This window comes from Nocardia sp. NPDC058058 (assembly GCF_042885355.1).
Lineage (GTDB): Bacteria > Actinomycetota > Actinomycetes > Mycobacteriales > Mycobacteriaceae > Nocardia.
In genome coordinates, this window is the sequence record NZ_JBHVSA010000001.1 from 1,275,471 (window position 1) to 1,291,720 (window position 16,250).

Annotated in this window: 14 protein-coding genes and 1 pseudogene; 6 read left to right on the forward strand and 9 right to left on the reverse strand. The window is 67.1% G+C overall.

What is annotated here, in order from left to right:
• Nucleotides 1-34: 34 nt before the first annotated feature.
• From fabG1 to ACFVUS_RS05895, 4 genes are read right to left on the reverse strand one after another with little or no spacing between them, the layout of a single operon-like run.
• On the reverse strand, nucleotides 35-754 hold the full coding sequence (fabG1, locus tag ACFVUS_RS05880) for a 3-oxoacyl-ACP reductase FabG1 (RefSeq protein ID WP_387762026.1): 720 nt from the start codon (nucleotides 752-754) through the stop codon (nucleotides 35-37).
• 49 nt (nucleotides 755-803) lie between these two features.
• Nucleotides 804-1,808 carry a VWA domain-containing protein gene (locus ACFVUS_RS05885; RefSeq protein ID WP_387762027.1) on the reverse strand — a complete coding sequence of 335 codons (1,005 nt, stop codon included), beginning with the start codon at nucleotides 1,806-1,808 and terminating at the stop codon, nucleotides 804-806.
• Nucleotides 1,805-2,773 carry a DUF58 domain-containing protein gene (locus ACFVUS_RS05890; protein WP_387765422.1) on the reverse strand — a complete coding sequence of 323 codons (969 nt, stop codon included), beginning with the start codon at nucleotides 2,771-2,773 and terminating at the stop codon, nucleotides 1,805-1,807. The genes ACFVUS_RS05885 and ACFVUS_RS05890 overlap by 4 nt, the downstream gene beginning before the upstream one ends.
• Before the next feature lie 32 nt (nucleotides 2,774-2,805).
• On the reverse strand, nucleotides 2,806-4,029 hold the full coding sequence (locus ACFVUS_RS05895) for an AAA family ATPase (protein ID WP_387762028.1): 1,224 nt from the start codon (nucleotides 4,027-4,029) through the stop codon (nucleotides 2,806-2,808).
• Between the two features lie 255 nt (nucleotides 4,030-4,284).
• On the opposite strand from ACFVUS_RS05895, the gene ACFVUS_RS05900 reads away from it, so the two are divergent.
• On the forward strand, nucleotides 4,285-4,494 hold the full coding sequence (locus tag ACFVUS_RS05900; protein ID WP_375952566.1) for a molybdopterin-binding protein: 210 nt from the start codon (nucleotides 4,285-4,287) through the stop codon (nucleotides 4,492-4,494).
• A gap of 3 nt (nucleotides 4,495-4,497) precedes the next feature.
• Here the strand turns inward: ACFVUS_RS05900 and ACFVUS_RS05905 are convergent, their stop codons facing one another.
• Nucleotides 4,498-6,417, reverse strand: a complete 1,920-nt coding sequence (locus ACFVUS_RS05905; RefSeq protein WP_387762029.1) for a CocE/NonD family hydrolase — start codon at nucleotides 6,415-6,417, stop codon at nucleotides 4,498-4,500.
• Between the two features lie 124 nt (nucleotides 6,418-6,541).
• Here ACFVUS_RS05905 and ACFVUS_RS05910 point away from each other — a divergent pair, with 124 nt between their 5' ends.
• Entirely contained in the window at nucleotides 6,542-7,171 is a 630-nt protein-coding gene (locus ACFVUS_RS05910; protein ID WP_387762030.1) for a TetR/AcrR family transcriptional regulator, read from the forward strand.
• A 159-nt stretch (nucleotides 7,172-7,330) separates the two neighbouring features.
• Complete coding sequence (locus ACFVUS_RS05915; RefSeq protein WP_387762031.1) at nucleotides 7,331-8,854, forward strand: FAD-dependent monooxygenase; 1,524 nt, start codon at nucleotides 7,331-7,333, stop codon at nucleotides 8,852-8,854.
• Here ACFVUS_RS05915 and ACFVUS_RS05920 read toward each other — a convergent pair.
• Nucleotides 8,829-9,575 (reverse strand): alpha/beta fold hydrolase, encoded by a 747-nt coding sequence (locus tag ACFVUS_RS05920; protein WP_387762032.1) that lies wholly within the window; start codon nucleotides 9,573-9,575, stop codon nucleotides 8,829-8,831. The genes ACFVUS_RS05915 and ACFVUS_RS05920 overlap by 26 nt on opposite strands.
• A 54-nt stretch (nucleotides 9,576-9,629) precedes the next feature.
• On the reverse strand, nucleotides 9,630-10,382 hold the full coding sequence (locus ACFVUS_RS05925; RefSeq protein WP_387762033.1) for an AraC family transcriptional regulator: 753 nt from the start codon (nucleotides 10,380-10,382) through the stop codon (nucleotides 9,630-9,632).
• A 77-nt stretch (nucleotides 10,383-10,459) separates the two neighbouring features.
• Between ACFVUS_RS05925 and ACFVUS_RS05930 the strand changes: the two genes are divergently transcribed.
• Nucleotides 10,460-11,707 (forward strand): MFS transporter, encoded by a 1,248-nt coding sequence (locus ACFVUS_RS05930; protein ID WP_387762034.1) that lies wholly within the window; start codon nucleotides 10,460-10,462, stop codon nucleotides 11,705-11,707.
• Nucleotides 11,708-11,741: 34 nt separating this feature from the next.
• On the opposite strand, the pseudogene ACFVUS_RS05935 reads toward ACFVUS_RS05930, so the two are convergent.
• Nucleotides 11,742-12,488, reverse strand: a pseudogene (locus tag ACFVUS_RS05935) (ADP-ribosylglycohydrolase family protein); the annotation flags it as partial.
• A 31-nt stretch (nucleotides 12,489-12,519) separates the two neighbouring features.
• The gene (locus tag ACFVUS_RS05940) at nucleotides 12,520-14,625 is read right to left on the reverse strand and encodes a CocE/NonD family hydrolase (RefSeq protein ID WP_387762036.1); all 2,106 of its coding nucleotides are present in this window, start codon (nucleotides 14,623-14,625) and stop codon (nucleotides 12,520-12,522) included.
• Nucleotides 14,626-14,718: 93 nt separating this feature from the next.
• Here ACFVUS_RS05940 and ACFVUS_RS05945 point away from each other — a divergent pair, with 93 nt between their 5' ends.
• Both ACFVUS_RS05945 and ACFVUS_RS05950 read left to right on the forward strand, forming a co-directional pair.
• The gene (locus ACFVUS_RS05945; RefSeq protein WP_387762037.1) at nucleotides 14,719-15,621 is read left to right on the forward strand and encodes an aminoglycoside phosphotransferase family protein; all 903 of its coding nucleotides are present in this window, start codon (nucleotides 14,719-14,721) and stop codon (nucleotides 15,619-15,621) included.
• A 68-nt stretch (nucleotides 15,622-15,689) separates the two neighbouring features.
• Nucleotides 15,690-16,172 (forward strand): cation:proton antiporter regulatory subunit, encoded by a 483-nt coding sequence (locus ACFVUS_RS05950; RefSeq protein ID WP_387762038.1) that lies wholly within the window; start codon nucleotides 15,690-15,692, stop codon nucleotides 16,170-16,172.
• Nucleotides 16,173-16,250 lie beyond the last annotated feature (78 nt).

Genomic DNA, 16,250 nt, shown 5'->3' on the forward strand with positions numbered 1-16,250 from the left:
TTTGGTTCTCCTCGTTGAAAAGTGGTTGAAAAGCTCAGTGGCCCATGCCCATACCGCCGTCGACGGGGATGATGGCCCCGGAGATGTAGGACGCGTCGTCGGAGGCGAGGAAGCTGATCGCCGCGGCGACGTCCTCGGCCTGGCCGATGCGACCGGCGGGAATGAATTCGAGTGCCTTCTCCCGCATTTCGGGAGTCATGTCCTCGCGGGTCATATCGGTATCGATGAGGCCGGGGGCGACCACGTTCGCGGTGATATTGCGCTTGCCGACCTCACGGGTGATGGCGCGCGCCATACCGACCAGACCGGCCTTGGCCGCGGCGTAGTTGACCTGGCCGGGCGCGCCGACCTGGCCGACGACCGAGCCGAGGAAGATGACCCGGCCCCAGCGGCCCTTGAGCATATTGCGGTTGGCGCGCTGGGCAACTCGCCACGCACCGGTGAGGTTGGCGTCGATGACCTTGGTGAACGAGTCCTCGCCCATCCGCATGAAAAGGGTGTTGTCCACGATGCCCGCATTGGCGACGATGACCTCGACCGGACCCTGGTGCGCCTCGACCTCGGCGAACGCGCGGTCCACCGACTCCGAATCGGTGACATCGCATTTCACGCCGAAGAGACCTTCGGGCACACCCGAACCGCGATGCGTGACGGCGACCTTGTGACCGTCGGCGAGCAGACGCTGTGCCACCGCGAGACCGATTCCGCGGTTGCCGCCGGTCACCAGTACCGACCGGGATGTGATGTTCGACATAGAGGGAAACCTATCTGTTCGTGTTCGGGACTCGGCGCGCGGTACCGATTTACGGCAGACGCTGACGATAGAGCAGTGCGGTCACCACACCGGCGGCGGTCACCAGCAGACCGAAGATCAGCCAGGGCCTGCTGGCGTCACCCATCGTCATCTCGTACCCGATTTGCTGTTCGAGAGTGTCGTAGACGGCGTTCAATTCTTCCAGGCTGGAGGCGGTGTAGAAGTCACCGCCGGACAACTTGGCGATCTCGCGCAGTGAATCGTCATCAACCGGAACCCGTACCCGCTGTGAGCCTTTGCCGTCCTGATCCGGAATCTCGACGGTGCCCCAGGTCGTACCGAACGAAATCGTCGATACCGGAACACCTTTCTCCTTCGCCAGTCGCGCGGCGGTGAAGCCGTGGCGCGGATTGTCGACGTCCTTGTCATCCGGGACGGTCTGCTTACCGTCGGACATCAGCACGATGCGGGCGGGCGGCGGGGTTTCCGCGCCACCGAGCACCGATGCGAGCGTGTCGATCGATTGCAGCGCGGTGAGAATGCCTTCACCGGTGGCGGTGCGCTCGGCCAGCTTCATATTGTCGATGGCGGCCTTGACCGCCTGCCGATTGGTGGTCGGCGACATCTGCACCGATGCGGTACCGGCGAAGGTGACCAAACCCAGATTGATGCCCGGGGTCAGACCGTCCGCGAATTCCTTGGCGGCCTTCTTGGCCACCTGAATTCGGCTCGGCGGCACATCGGTCGCCTCCATGGACAGCGATACGTCGATCACCAGGATCACCGTGGCGCGGTTGCGCGCCACCTTCTTGGCGGCGGTCGGACCGGCGGCGGCGAACGTCAGCAGGATCAGCCCGACCAGCATGAGCGCCACCGGTGCGTGCCGGAACCAGCCGGGCCGGCTCGGCGCGACCTTCTCCAGCATCTCCATATTCGAGAAGCGCAGCACATGCCGGCGTCTGCGCTGCTGCACCAGCACATAGATGAGCGCCATGAGCGCCACCACGGCCAGGAAGCCCAGCCACCAGGTGTGCGTGAAATTCGAAAGGCTCACTGTCGTGGCACCCGCCCGGCATTCGAGGCGCCGAAGGTATGGCGCCGGGTGGACACGAATCGGACCACATCGGTGATCCAATCCCGGTCGGTACGCAATTCCATCACCGGCGCACCGCAACTGCGCAATGCCAGCTCCACCTGTTCGCGGTGACGCTGGGCGGCATTCGCGTAATCGGCGCGCAGGGTGGGGGTCACACTGAATTCGCGAGTGCGCCCGGTTTCCGGATCGTGCAGCACCACATCGCCGAGATCGGGCAGCTCGATATCGCGCGGATCGAGCACCTCGACCGCGAGCAGATCGTGCCGGCCCGAAATCGCGCGCAGTGAACGCTGCCAATCGATATCGCCGAGGAAATCCGAGATGACCACGGCCAGACCGCGTTTGCGTTGCGGGCGGCGCAGCGATTCGATCGCACCCTGCAGATCGCCGCGCACACCGTCGCGGGCGTGCGGGGTGGTGGCGATCTTGCGCAGCATGGAGGTCGCGTGCACGCGACCGCTGCGGGCCGGAATGCGAATCAGCTGTTCGCCATTGGCGATGACCGCACCGATCCGATTGCCGCCGCCGCTGGTCAGATGGGTGACCGCGGCCGCGGCGGCCACCACCAGATCCCGTTTCTCGCACAGCGCGGTGCCGAAGTCGAGGCTGGCGGACAGGTCCACCACCAGCCAGGTCTCCAGCTCGCGATCCGCGATGGTCTGGCGCACATGCGCGTGCGTGGTGCGGGCGGTGACCGACCAATCCATCTGGCGCACATCGTCACCCGGCTGATACATGCGCGCATCACCGGCATCCGAGCCCGGGCCGGGGATGAGGCCGAGGTGATCACCGTGCAGCACGCCGTCCAGACGACGGCGCACGGTGAGTTCGAGGGTCTTCAACGCCGCCGCCAGACGCGGGTCTGTCAGCTCACCCTGCCGGAACGAGGGTGGGGCGTGTGAGGAACCACTGGGATTTGAGATCGTCACGGGCGCAACCGAATCCGGGCCTCGCCTCACTTGGGCTGGGGCTGGCCGGGAATCCCGGGCACCTGACCGTTAGGGGCCTGCGGAATCCCCTGCGGCGGCTGCGGAATACCCTGCGGCGGCTGCGGGATCCCGGGGGCACCCTGCGGTGCGCCCTGCGGACCCATGACCGGCGGCGCGGCGGGCATCGGCGCGGGCGCGCCACCCGGGGCGACGGCCTGCGGGGCGACCTGCGGCAGGCCAACGGTCTGCAGGACGCGCTTGATCACGTCATCGGGCGAAACCTCGTCGGCCAGTGCGTCGTACGAGAGCACCAGGCGGTGCCGCAGCACATCCGGGATCACCTCGACCACATCCTGCGGCACCACGTAATCGCGGCCGCGGATGAGCGCCACGGCGCGCGCGGCGGCGATGATGCCCAGGCTGGCACGCGGTGAGGCACCGTAGGAGATCCACCCGGCCACATCGTGCATACCGAAATCGGCGGGCTTACGGGTGGCGGCGATGACCCGGACCACGTAATCCACCAGGGCGTGGTGCACGAAGGTATTGGCGGCGACCTTCTGCAACCGGACCAGCTCGACCGGATCGAGCACCGGCTTGGCCGCGGGCGGGGTAACGCCCATCCGGTAGATGATCTCGCGCTCCTCCTCCACGGAGGGATAGTCCACGACCACCTTGAACAGGAAGCGGTCGCGCTGCGCCTCGGGCAGCGGGTACACGCCTTCGCTCTCGATGGGGTTCTGGGTCGCCATGACCAGGAACGGATCGGGCATCGGGTAGGTCTTGCCGCCGATGGACACGTGCCGCTCGGCCATGACCTCGAGCAGTGCCGACTGCACCTTCGCGGGCGCGCGGTTGATCTCGTCGGCGAGTACGAAGTTCGCGACGACCGGGCCGAGTTCGGTATCGAACTCCTCGCGGCCCTGCCGGTAGATGCGGGTACCGACGAGGTCGGTGGGCACCAGGTCCGGGGTGAACTGCACGCGGGAGAAGCTGCCGCCCACCACCTTTGCGAAGGTCTCCACGGCCAGGGTCTTGGCGATACCGGGCACGCCCTCGAGCAGCACGTGACCGCGCGCGAGCACACCTACCAGCAGCCGTTCGACCAGCCGATCCTGACCGACGATCACCCGTTTGACTTCGTAGATCGCCTTTTCCAGGGTCTGGACATCGCGCTCGAGGGTGTTCGGCGGCGGCGCGTCCTTCACCGTACTTACCCCGCTCACACCATCAGTCGAAGTCACCAACATCCCCGCTTTCGCTTTGGTCCAGTGCGTTGCCGCACCAACTATTCCAGGTATCCGGCGCGTTCGCCGCACCCGGTTGGGTCAAATGCCGATGTCGCGGCGTGGGCGGATCGGCGCATTCGTCCGATCATCGCTTACTCGCGCCGATGACCTGGCCATTCTCCCCCGAAACTGAGAATTTCCAGGGAACTTCGACGCACGGGGTATTCGCATCGCACCTCCCACACCGAACGGACAGTGCTGCGTACAGTCCGGCGCATGCGACTGAGTACACGAAATCAGCTCGATGGCACCGTCATTTCGATTACCCGCGGTGAGGCGATGGCGGTGGTGCGCATTCGACTCAATGGCGGCGACGAGATCACCTCATCGATCACCCGCGACGCCGTAGACGATCTGGGGCTCGCCGACGGCACCGCGGTGAAGGTACTGATCAAATCGACCGAGGTCACCCTCGGCATCGAATAGGGCTCACAGACCGGGCCGACCCTGGATCGGAAGATTGACGAAACTGGGGTCGGCCGGGTCCAGCCGGATGTGCTGGGGCCGGTATCCGCTGTCGCGAGCGGTCACCCCGATCGGCAGGGCGCGCGGAATGCTCGCGGCATAGATATCTATCCGCAGGCGATGGCCGGGCTGGATGATCGCGTCGGTGGCGAGCAGGCCGATGTCGAGAGCCGTTGGCACACCGGGGGTTTGCAGGTCACGGGCGGTGACGTCCAGTGGGTGGTATGCCTCTATATAGTCGCCGTTCGCACTGCGCGAGCTGCGCTGCGGATCCACCGCACGCAGTGCGGCGGTGAGTTGACCGCTGGAGATCACCGTCGAGGTGCCGTCGGGGGCGACATCGTTGACCGAGACGTCCCAGAAACCGTCGGTGGCGTCCAGGATCGTATTCAGGTGCAGATTCATCTGCCCGGACAGCGCCGTCGGGGCCGCGGCCGCCGGGGTGGTGAAGGTGAGCGCCTCGGCTTCGGCGAAACGCGAATCCCATTCGCACCCCGAACCCAGGATCAGGGTCAATCCCGCGGTGCCCTCGGAGGCCTGCCGTGAGCACAGCCCGCGCACCCCGGGCGCGACCGTGAGCTCCGCGGATGTGGCCGGGGGCGCACTGCTCAGACTGCCGTCGGCAATGGCATGCGGTGCGGTGCCGCTGGAATCGGCGGTGAGATAACGGCGTTCGTAGTTCACGCCGCCGCGCGGGAAGGTGTCCGCGGCGCTCCAGCCGCCGCCCTGCTGGAAGAGCGTGACGGGACCGTAGCCGTCGACGCCGTTGTCGATTCCCTTGAGCCACTTGTCGAACCAGGCACGTTGCAGGGCCGGAACCACCGGCGGTGCGGTGGGCTTGCCGAAATCGGCGGTGGCCGTGACGTGATAGCCGTTGCCCATGACGAGTTGCTTCTGCCCCGGCGGCAGTGGAATGGCGTCGTAGATGCGGGGTTCGCTGTAGGCGAAGATGTCGTGCCAGCCGCCGACCACGAAGGTGGGCACCGTGATCTGGGTCGGATCGGATTGCCGTTCCCGATACCACCGGCTGTAACCCGCGAGATCGACCGTGGCCGGGGGCAGACTGGACAGGTCCGAGACGGTCAGCGCGTCGAAGAGCTGCGGTAGCAGCGTCGCCGGATCGGCGAGTCGGTCCGAAAGCCATTTGGCGTCGAATCGCCCCTGTAGCAACGCCTGTAGATCGGGCAGCCATTTGGTGCCGTTGACGATGCTCAGCCACATGGGCATGAATCCGATGCCGATCGCGCCGCCGGTGCCGACGATATCGCGGAACAGATCCGAGCCCGGAATGATCGGCAGGATCGCTTTGAGCGCGGGCGGGCGATGCGCGGCCGCCTGCACCGCGGTGATGCCGAGATAGGACGCGCCGGACATGCCGATGCGCCCGTCCGAGAACGGCTGGCGTGCGGCCCAATCGATGACCTCGAGGGTGTCGGCCTGTTCGCGCGGGCCGAGTACGTCCCAGACGCCCTCGGAGAATCCGGTGCCGCGCACATCGGCGACCACCTCGACGTAACCGCTGCGCACCAGTTCGGGTGTGATGCCCATCTGGCCCGCCATCGCGCCCTTGGATTCGGCGCTCAGATCGCTCATCAATTTGGTGTACGGGGTCATGGTGACGATGGCGGGAAACGGGGTCTCGATCGCATGGCCCTGATCATCGGCGGGCCGATACACATTGGCCTTCAACACGATTCCATCGCTCATGGTAATCGGAACATCATGCTCGACGGTCATGCCGGGATAGGTGAGCTGCTGCCAATCCGCCGCCCAGCCCGGCGCGCTCACTCCCCCGGGATCATCGGCGTGCGTCGGTGGCGCGAATACCGCGACCGCCGCGACCGATAGAGCGCCGATCAGGATTCGCCAGTGTGGGAGAGCCACGTCGTACCACCAGTACTTCCAAAGTTGTTGTGCGTCACATCGATACCGCCGGTGTGACGCGGACAACCCTCGCATAGCTTTACTTCAAAGTAAAGCATTCTCACCAGGCGATACGCTGCTTCCGATGCCACCCACACAGCGCCGCCCCACCGATGACGAACTCCTCGACGCCGCCTGCGCGGTCTTCGCCGAACACGGCTATCGCGCCGCGAGCATGGATGCCATTGCGCGCCGGGCGAATTCGACCAAGCCGACGCTCTACGCGCATTTCGGCTCCAAACCCGAGCTGTTCCGGCGGCTCTTCCGGCGCGAGGCCGAGGTCATGCAGGCCACGCTGCTGCCGGTGTACGAAACCCTGCCCGGGCGTGAGCTTTCCGAGATGGTGCAGGCCGCACTCGGTGCGGGATTGCGCTACGGCGAGGAGCATCCGCACGGTGCGGCGGTGGTCGGCGCGGTCATGAACGGCGACGGGCCGGATCCCGAACTCGGGCACGGACTGCTGGACACCCTCATCGACGCCATCGCCACGGTCGTGGAGGACACCCTGCGGCGCAACAATCGCGATCCGGGGCCGCTCGGCCCGGTGCTGGCGGCGCTCATGTGGGGTTCGGCGATCGAGGCGAGCCGGGTCGCGCATCGGGTCGAGATCACCGGGCCCGAACTGGTGGACTGGATCACCACGTACACGATCGGGGGTTTGCAGGCGACGCTGGCGCGCAGTCTCGCGGGCGAAAAGGGATCCGCGCCAGGCTGATTCGGCGGTGCGATGCTTCGGAATGGGATGCGAGCGATTAACTGCCCGCTCTTTGCCCCTTCCAACATATATCCCATACGGGGGCTTGCCGCAAGACCCCGCCGATAGCGCAGAATCGCTGACCTGAGCCGAAATCTGCTGTGGAAATGGGAGTTACGAGTGACTGACACCGACGTGATCATCGTGGGCGCCGGACCGACGGGCCTGATGCTCGCTGCGGAATTGCGGCTGGCCGGAGCGCGGCCGCTGGTGCTCGAGCGCCAGCCCGCGCGCCGGGATACGCCCAAGGCCAGTGGACTCGGCGGGCAGATTCTGGAACTGCTGCGCTATCGCGGCATTCTCGATCGCTTCGAGGCGGCGGGCGGGGAGCTGCACATCGCGCCCCGGCTGCCCTGGGGCGGAGTGCATATCGATCTCGCGCAGCTCGCGGAGTCGCCGATGAGCGCGCTGCCCATCCCGCAGGCGCGGGTGGAGGATGTGCTCGCCGAACGCGCCATCGAACTCGGGGCCGAGATCCGGCGCGGGCACACCGTGGTCGCGGTCGATCAGGACGCGGAGACCGTCACCGCCGAGGTGCACGGCCCGGACGGAACCTACCGGGTGACCGGACGCTATCTGGTCGCCTGCGACGGCGGGCGCAGCCGGGTCCGCGATATGGCCGCGATCGTGTTCCCCGGCGTCACCTATCCCGAGGTCAACCGGTTCGCGACGGTGCTGCTGGACGATTCGGTGACCATCTTCGACAACGGTGATATCGATATCCCCGGACTCGGCCGCACCGCGTGGGGCTACACCCGAACCGATCGCGGCGTGTTCGCGTTCGGCCCGGCCGCGCCGGGCACCCCGATCAGCATCTTCACCACCGAGGACGATCTCACCGAATACGACGGCGATGAGCCGATGCCGCTGGCCGAGGTGCGGGACAGCGTGCGCCGGGTGCTCGGTGTGGAGCTGCCCTTCGGGAGTCCTACTCGACTGTCGCGCTTCACTTTCCAAGCTCGTCTGGCGGACAGTTATCGGGCGGGCCGGGTTCTGGTGGCGGGCGATGCCGCGCACCAGTTCCCCACGACCGGTATCGCGTTGAACGCGGGCATGCTCGATACGGTCAATCTGGCCTGGAAGTTGGCCGCCGCCATCGACGGCTGGGCGCCGGCTGGCCTGCTGGACAGCTATCACACCGAACGGCACCTCGCGGGCGAGCGGACCATGCTGCACAGCCGGGCCCAGGTGGCGCTGCGACGCGGACAGGACGCGGCCGCCGACGCCCTGCGCGCGGTACTCGAGGAGGTGTTCTCCGATGATCAGGCGCTGCGGCGCATGGGCGCGTTCATCTCCGGCGGCGATATTCGCTATCCGATGACGGTGCGGCATGCCCTGACCGGCTTGTTCGCACCCGATCTGACAGTGCACACCGATCAGGGCACGACCGGGGTCGCCGAACTCATGCGCACCGCCCGGCCCGTCCTGCTCGATCTCGCCGATCGTCCGGAACTCCGCGCGGTCGCCCGGGAATGGGCGGACCGCGTCGATATCCACTCCGGCAAAACCCATGACCGGCCCGCCGACGCCCTGCTCATCCGCCCGGACGCCTGCGTCGCCTGGGCGGCCACCATCGACGAATCCGCCGACAGCGCAGCACAATCGCTGCGCGCGGCCCTCACCGAATGGTTCGGGACGCCGTAAGGAACCGCTCCAGCCGATCGGTGAAACCCGGTGCCGCCGCGACGAAATGACCGGCACCGGGTGCGATCAGCCGTTCCGCCGACAGGGCCGCCGCGAGCGCGTCGCAGATTCGCTCCAGGCCGGCGGTATGCGCTCCCGAGGCGACGAGCGCCGGAATACCGTTGCGGCGCAGCACGTCCAGATCCAGTTGAATCTCTCCGGGTAGCCGGGCGTGCTGTGCACGCCGCACCGCCGCCCGTGCGGACTCCGGCAGACTGCCCGCGCCGATCCCCGGGGCTCCGGACAGGGTCAGGAACTCGCGCAGCGAATCAGGTTCCGCGTCCAGCCCATCGGTCAGCACGGTATCGCCGAGGTATTTCAGCCGAACCACCTCGGGATCGGTGGGCGCGAGAAAATACAGCGGCGGCTCGATCAGGGTCAGCGATCGCACGCTCGCGGGATCCCGCACGGCCGCGAGCAGTGTGCCCAGTACCCCGTAGGAATGCGCGACCACATGCGGGCGGCCCTGGAATACGGCGGCGAGATCCTGCGCGTCCACCTCGAAATCATGCCGTCCGCGCACCGGCGGACTCGGCTCGAATCCGCGCCGATACACCGAGAGCAGCGTCCAGCGCTCCGCGAGCGATTCCATTCCCGCCCAGGTGGCTCGGGGTCCCGCGCCCCCGTGCACGAGCACCACCTCCGGCCCACGCCCGACCCGGTGCACCACGAGATCATTCATCCTCCCAGTGTCGGCCTTGCGCGAGCCCGCGGCACCCGCCGGGTGGTGAACGACTCAGCGGTGCGGCGTCATTCGCGTGCGGGCGCCGGGCGTGTGGCCCAGCGCGTGGCGGTAGACATCGATGAAAGCGCTCGGGGATGACCAGCCGCAGCGGTGCGCCACGGCCGTTACCGAGGTGTCGGCGGCCAGGAGTTGGATGGCATGGTGCAGGCGCAGTCTGGTGCGCCACTGCGGATACGTGAGCGCGAATTCGGTGCGGAACAGGCGGGCCAGGGTGCGTTCGCTCGCACCTACTCGACGGCCCAGCGCGGGCAGCGACCAGGGGATCGCGAGATCGGATTCGACCAGGGCGCAGGCGGCGCGCAGCCGTTCGTCGACGGCGGCGGGGAGTTGTAATTCCTGATCCGGGCTGCGGCGGATGCGGTCGAGCAGCACCCGGCGCAGGCGGGCGAGTTCATCGGCGGGCAACTCCCCCGGATCCGAACAGGCGATGATCAGCTCGCGCAGCAGCGGCGGGACGGTGATCACCGCCGGGGTGGTGCGATCGGCCGCACCTGCGGGTGTGAAGCCGACGCAGTGGAATCGGGTGGGGCCGTGGAAGTGGTGTTCGTGCCAGCAGCCCGCCGGAATCCACACCGCGCGATCGGCGGGGGCGATCCAGCGGCCCAGTTCGGTATGCACCTCGGCCGCGCCCGAACTCGGATAGACGATCTGATGCTCGTGATGGCGATGCCGATCGATCCGCGCGCCACCGCGCAGGTGCTGCGCCGCGGTGGGCTCCGAATCGTAGTGACCGATTATCGACATACTTCGGCACATTATCGGAAGCCGGACAGCATCCGGAATTTCTACGCTGATCCTCGGATATCGAGGAAGGGGCAATCATGCCGAGTACGGAAATCGGCGTCGAGCAACGGGATTCGGTGCTGTCGGCGTGGAAACGCATGCGGCACTGGGTGATCGCGCACGCGGTGGACGACTTCTATCAGGGACTGGTGCCCGCGAGCATTCCGTTCTTCGTGCTGGAACGGGACTACAGCTACGTCGCCGCCTCCGGATTGGCGCTGGCCGCGACGCTGGGAAGTGCACTGCCGCAACCACTGCTGGGCTTGATCGCCGATCGCTGGCGACTGACCTGGATGGCCCCCACCGGACTCGCGCTCGCGGGACTCGGCGCGGGGCTCTCGGGGATCGCGCCGACCTATCCGATGGTGTGGCTGCTGCTACTGCTGTCCGGACTCGGGATCGCCGCGTTCCATCCCGCCGCCGGGCGGGACGCGCGCCGGGACGCGGGATCCAGCGCGACCGCGATGAGTCTGTTCGCGGCGGGCGGCAGCATCGGATTCTTCCTCGCCCCGGCGCTGGCGACGCCCGCGCTGGTGTCGCTCGGCGTCGGCGCGACCGCGCTGTTCATCCCGCCCGCCGCACTGATGGGGTTCGTGCTGTGGCGATATCAGCAACGGCAGCAACGCAAGCCCGTCGCGGCGACCACCATCGACGGCCGTGACCGCTGGGCCCCGTTCCTGCTGCTCACCGCCGTCGAGGTGGTCCGCTCGGTGATCTTCTTCGGCGTGAACACCTTCATCGCCCTGTACTGGATCAACCATCTGGGTTCGGGGCAGGCGCTGGGTGGCCTGGCGCTGACCGCATTCCTCATCGGCGGCGTCCTGGGCACCCTGACCGGCGGCCGCCTCGCCGACCGGGTCGGCATGCTCCGCACCATCCAATTCGGCAGCGCCGCGGCCATTCCCGCGTTCGTCCTGCTCCGGGTCACGCCCAGCCCCGAACTCGCGCTACTGCCCGCCGTACTGGTCGGGATCACCGTCAATATCCCGTTCGCGGTGCTGGTCAAACTCGGCCAGGACTATCTGCCCACCAAACCCGGCACCGCCTCGGGCGTGACGCTCGGCCTGGCCGTCAGCGCGGGTGGCCTGTTCGTCCCCATCCTGGGCGCGCTGGCCGACCGGCACGGCCCCCAAGCCGTCCTGACCGCCCTGTGCGTCATGCCCCTGCCCGCGGTCGTGCTGAGCCTGTTCCTGCCGTCGCCCACCCCGGCAACGGCTCACACCGCGAAAGCCACTGTGGCGGAGGAATATTCGGATCCGATCGGGCAGCCAGGATCCCGCCGATAATCGCGCAGGTGGTGTCGATATCACCGCCGGCACCCGCTGCCGTCCAACATGCCCGATCGAAGGCATCGCCGTGGCGGGCGACAACCCATAGGCAGAACGGGACGGTATCGAGCGCCGAGGTCTTGTGCCCGACACCCAATTCCATTGCCGCCGTATCGGTATCGCCCAGATCGCGCCCACGCAGAATGGCCTCGCGAACGGGTCCCGACGGTGTGCGGGCGGCGACCGCGGTAAGCAGGTCATCGCCTCGCACCCGCGGCTGAGCGGCCGCGAGGGCAGCCGCCACCGCCACCGCTATCGCACCGGCCACCGCATCCGGGTGGGTATGGGTGACCTCGGCGGAGGCGGCGGCCTCGGCCGCGACACGATCCGGATCGTCGGCGAAGTAGGCCCCCAGCGGTGCGACTCGCATGGCCGCGCCATTGCCCCAGGATCCACCACCGCCGCGCGCCCGCGCCGCGAGTTCCCGCCAGGGCTCACCCTTTTGGCGGATCAGTCGCAGGATGCGGCTGGTGCCCGGGCCATACCGCCGGTAGATGTCGTAGTGCTCGGCGAAAGACCGCGCCAGCGCGTCCTGATCGATCCGGCCGTGCGCGTCCAGAACGGCGAAGATCGAGCACGCCATCTCGGTGTCATCGGTCCAGAGCCACGGACCGGGCAGTAACGAGCGAGACCGCAACGCGGGGTGAGTGATCGGATCGTCGAAACACGCGCCGAAGGCGTCGCCCACGGCCAGTCCGCGCAGCGACGCCAGTGCCCGATCCCGGCGAGTGCTGTTCACCTGGACAGTGTCTCAGCACTCGCCGGATTCGCTATCGCCAGGCGGACGCGCTCGCGGGTGCCAGCGGGAGCACGACTTTCGAGGGGAAGCGGGCGGAGTGTTCGATATTCACGGTGGAGCCGAGTAGGCCGGGGATATCCAGGGGGTGGGGCATGGTGGCGGGAAAGTTACTGCTGGAGACGCGAATTCGGAGACTGTGGCCCGGGTCGAGTTGCTGCACCGTGGGGAAGATTCGGACCTGGAATTCGGTGACCTCGCCCGGAATCAACGGCTGGATCGAGGTGGAGGTGTTCTGGTGGACGACGGCGTACAGGGTGCCGTCGGCGGTGCGCCAGGAACGGTCCTCGTCGACGGCGCGGCGGGTGGCGGTGAGCGCGCCTTCGGTGAGCTGGCGGACGGTGCCGTCGGGGGTGACGTCCTCGAGCGCGATATCGAAGGCGGCGTCGGTGGCGGTCGAACTGGCGAACAGGTCCGCGGTGATCGGACCGGCCAGGGTCATGGCCTGATCGAATGGCGCTGTGGTGTAGGTCAATCCGTGCTGCGGGCCGATCTCGGTCTGCGCGCACGGGTCGTGCAGAGTGCCCAGGGACAGCAGATTGAGCACGAAGTCCAGGATGCCGCCGGTGGCTTTGCTGAACTCTCGACTGCACGGGTTGTTGATCAGCGAGTAGTCCCAGCGGTCCGGCGTTTGATCGCCCGGTGGCGGACTGGTCGAGAGTTGATTGCCGTCGAGGTAGTAGCTGGTCGGCGTGGTCTCGGCGAAGGGATAGGCGTTCGTGCTGAGTGCGTTGCCGTTGGCGTCGATCACGTTCAGCGGACGGCTGTTTCGATCGACGCCATTGTCGATGTCCTTGAGCCAGTGATCGAACCAGGCCGCGGTGTGCTCCTCGGTGCGGATGCGCCCCGTCGGCGCGAAACCGGTGGTGACATGCGGCCACGGTCCCTGCAGGATCTGATAGCGCGGATCGGGTTTCGCGTTCGCGGGCATCGGACCGTACGGGTCGCGCCCGGCGGCGGCGTTCTGCAATGCCGAATAGAGTTTGAACGTCGCGCCCTGGAAGATATCGGCATCACCGCCGACCGCGTACACCGCCACATCGTTGTGCACGATCTCGGCGATATCGTTCGACAGCAGCCGCGGCCCGATAATCGAATTGTCCGCGTTCAGCCCCGTGGTCAGCAGATTCGCCGCGATTCCCAGTACGCCCTGGCCATTGTCGCCGATCAGACCCCGCAGCCGATCGATGACAATGCCCAGGGCGCGCTGCGGTTCCACCAGCGCCGCCTCCCACAGATTCGCGTACTGCAACCACAGACCCGGCCAGATCACCACGAACAGCGAGATCAACGGCGCCCACTGCCCGTCCCCGAGCACATCCTGGAGCAGGTCGTAATCGGTGTTCATCGCGAAAATCGCCTTCAATGGCGAATTCTCACCGATCGTGGTTGCGGCGTGCATGGCCTCCACACCCGGGAACGAATAGCCGAACATGCCGACCTTGCCGCTGGCATTCGGCAGCCGCGAACTCCAATCCACCAATTCCTTGATGTCCTGGGCATTGCGATCGCTGATCGGCGACCACTGGCCATTCGACGCCCCGGTGCCGCGCACATCGGCGATCACATTGATGTAGCCGCGATTCACCAGATCGACCGGTGCGCTCACCTCCTGCGACACCGAGTTGATCACCCCGCCCAGATCGCCCGGCACCGGCAGGTTGTATTCCTCGAACACCCCGCCGATCGCGGATACCAGCAGCCCGTTGTACGCGCCGTACGGTGTCACCGAAAGTACAACGGGGAAGGGCCCTTTCGCGGGCTGTCCGGTCGCCGGATCCAGCGGATAGCGGATCGAGGCGTGCAAGTCGACGCCATCGCTCATACGCACGTTCTGCGCGATGTCGTACCCGGTCTGATAGGGACTCGGACTCGGCACGTATCCCTCGGGCAAACCGAATCCGGCGGGCGCGGGCAACGCGGGCCCGAGAATCGGAGCGCCCTGTGCGCGGCCGGACGGCAGCACCGCCAGCACCACGGCGATCACCAGGGTGATCGCCATCGGAATCCACCCGCCTCGGGCGGTGAACCGCCCGGTGCCCCCTCGTGCCGAGGAGACCGCGCGCCATTGCGTCGTCATATGCACAACGGTTCCACGCCGGGTATTTCCCTACTATTGGGAAATGCCTAGCGTTCCCGAGCCCGCGTTGTGCATCTGCAAGTCCGGCGTCTCATGATCGATATTCCGGAGGGATTCGCGCACAGCACGATCGCGCGGGAGGGGGATGCCGGGAAGGCGTGGATCGCGAGCCTGCCGGGCACGGTGGCGGAACTGATGCGGCGCTGGCGATGTGTCCTCGACGGGCCGGTACTGCACGGCATGGTCGGGGTGGTGGTCCCGGTGCGGCGGGGATCGACGGCCGCGGTGATGAAGGTGTCCTTCCCGCATCCGGGCAACGTTCACGAGCCGGACGCCTATGCCGCGTGGGACGGGCGGGGAGCGCTGCACCTGCTCGAACGCGATGACCGGCGGTTCGCGATGCTGTTGGAGCGCGCGGAGTTTCGTACCCTCGCCACGGTGCGCGATCCGGAGCGAGCCGTGGAAATCCAAGGGCGGCTCGCACATCGATTGGCGATCGAGCCGCCCTTCGCACTACCGCGACTCTCCGATCGAGTGGCCCGCTGGGAGCACGAGATGCTCTCCACCGCAGCCGAATTCGATGACCCCATACCGGGCGCGGTCCTGGACGCCGCCATCGCCACCCTGCGCGAACTCGGTCCGAGCCAGCCCAACCTGCTCGTCCACGGTGACCTGCACGACGGCAATATCCTGGCCTCGAACCGGGAGCCGTGGCTCGCCATCGACCCCAAGGGCCAGGTCGGCGATCCGGCACAGGACGCGCTCAATGTAATTCGCAGCCCCCGATTCGAGTCCCTGCTGCGCACAACGGATTTGCGGGCGGGCGTACTCCGGCTCCTGAATATCTATTGCGCGGCAGCCGAGATCGACACCGATCGAGCCCGCCGCTGGACCCAGGCCGGGGCGGTTCGCGAAGCGCTGTGGGGACGACGGCACGGTGATCCGAACTGGTTGATAGCGGCCACCGACAATTTGGCCGCGGCACTGACCGAATGACGTGGATTCGTGGAATGCGCTACTTCCGAATGACGTCGTGACCGATTTGCCCGATTAGGGTGGGGGGTGTGAACGTTGAAGTGACCCCGTTACCGGGCATCGGTGTGCGTAAGGAATTTCCACTCTCCGGCTCACGCCGCAGACTCGGTGTGATCGACCGTAAAGACGGCACCATCGACCTGCTCATCGGCAAGATCGGCAATCCCGATGCCGCCGACCAGATTCCGATGACCGGACCGGAGGCGGCCACCCTGGCGAATCTGCTCGGGGCGCCGCAATTGGTCGCGCAACTCGAGGACGAACACCGCGATCTGGAAGGACTGTCCACCCGGCAGTTCAGCGTGCGGGAGGGCTCGCCCTACGCGAACCGCGTGCTCGGGGATACCCAGATGCGCACGCGCACGACCTCCTCCATCGTCGCCGTCATGCGGGCCGGGCACGCGATCCCCTCCCCCGGCCCGGAATTCATCCTCACCTCGGGCGATGTCCTGGTCGTCGTCGGCACGCCCGAAGGGCTGGCCGCGGCCGGCCGAATTCTCACCGAGGGCTGAGACCGGTGGCCGTACCGGTGCGTTCCTGTCGGCGGCGTGAACTAGGCTTCGGGACACTGTGACAGTCGGTACCGGACG

Excerpts from the sequence above, each read along its gene's own strand:
- fabG1 (WP_387762026.1), bottom strand. The coding sequence starts at position 754 with ATGTCGAACATCACATCCCGGTCGGTACTGGTGACCGGCGGCAACCGC.
- ACFVUS_RS05895 (WP_387762028.1), bottom strand. The coding sequence starts at position 4,029 with ATGTTGGTGACTTCGACTGATGGTGTGAGCGGGGTAAGTACGGTGAAG.
- ACFVUS_RS05900 (WP_375952566.1), top strand. The coding sequence starts at position 4,285 with ATGCGACTGAGTACACGAAATCAGCTCGATGGCACCGTCATTTCGATT.
- ACFVUS_RS05910 (WP_387762030.1), top strand. The coding sequence starts at position 6,542 with ATGCCACCCACACAGCGCCGCCCCACCGATGACGAACTCCTCGACGCC.
- ACFVUS_RS05920 (WP_387762032.1), bottom strand. The coding sequence starts at position 9,575 with ATGAATGATCTCGTGGTGCACCGGGTCGGGCGTGGGCCGGAGGTGGTG.
- ACFVUS_RS05925 (WP_387762033.1), bottom strand. The coding sequence starts at position 10,382 with ATGTCGATAATCGGTCACTACGATTCGGAGCCCACCGCGGCGCAGCAC.
- ACFVUS_RS05930 (WP_387762034.1), top strand. The coding sequence starts at position 10,460 with ATGCCGAGTACGGAAATCGGCGTCGAGCAACGGGATTCGGTGCTGTCG.
- ACFVUS_RS05940 (WP_387762036.1), bottom strand. The coding sequence starts at position 14,625 with ATGACGACGCAATGGCGCGCGGTCTCCTCGGCACGAGGGGGCACCGGG.
- ACFVUS_RS05945 (WP_387762037.1), top strand. The coding sequence starts at position 14,719 with ATGATCGATATTCCGGAGGGATTCGCGCACAGCACGATCGCGCGGGAG.